The organism is Protofrankia sp. Cr1, assembly GCF_963555865.1.
Classification (GTDB): domain Bacteria; phylum Actinomycetota; class Actinomycetes; order Frankiales; family Frankiaceae; genus Protofrankia.
Window position 1 is genome coordinate 21,564 of the sequence record NZ_CAUVXO010000036.1, and the last position, 868, is coordinate 22,431.

At 73.0% G+C, this 868-nt stretch carries 1 protein-coding gene; it reads left to right on the plus strand.

The genetic code is table 11. The features are described from left to right. Positions 1-868: adenine deaminase C-terminal domain-containing protein (locus U9980_RS05800; protein ID WP_322766995.1), on the plus strand; the 868-nt coding region annotated here is incomplete at both ends.

Here is an 868-nt window from a genome sequence, read left to right on the forward strand (position 1 = left end):
GGCGCATGGAAGATCACCGAAATCGCCGACCACGGCCACCTCGACCGGGTGGTCCGCCGTACGGTCGGGGCCGGCGTGGAGCCGATGGCCGCCATCCGCATGGCCACCCTCGATCCGGCCCGTCGGTACGGCCTGGACCACCTGCTCGGATCGCTCGCGCCGGCGCACCTGGCCGACATCCAGATCGTCAGCGACATCGCGGGATCCGGGCCGCCGGAGATCGTTCTCGTCAACGGGCGGATGGCCGCCGAGCGCGGCCGTCCGCTGTTCGACAACCTCGATGTGCTCCCGGACTGGACCCGAGAGCGGGTGACCCTGCCGTCCGGCCTGTTCAGCGGTTCCTTCGCCGTTGCGGCGACCGCGGCCGGCCCGGACTCCGCCGGCCCGGTCAGGGGCGTGCAGGTGAGCGTCGCGGCGGACGGGACTGCCGGGGTCGAGGTCGTCGCGGTGCGGCCCGGCCGTGCAGACGGCGGCACCGGTCATGCGGCGGCCGATCCCGGGCACGACCTGCTCAAGGTCGCCCTGGTCACGCGGGGGGCGGACCGGGCCGGCGGAATGCGGGTGGGTTTCATCCGCGGGGTGGGCCTGCGTCAGGGTGCGATCGCGATGGCCACGAGCGTGGCTCCCGGCGATCTGGCCGTCATCGGGGTCGCGGACCAGGACATGATGACCGCGGTGCGGGCCCTGGAGGGAATGTGCGGCGGCTTTGTGGTGGTCGACCGCGGATGGGTGTTGGCGGCGTGCCCGCTGCCGGTGGCGGGGTTGATGAGTGACGCTTCGTGGGAGGCCGTGCGCGATCAACTGGCCGGGGTTGACTCGGCCGCTGCCGCGCTCGGCTGCACCATTCCGTCGCCGTTTCTGACCCTCG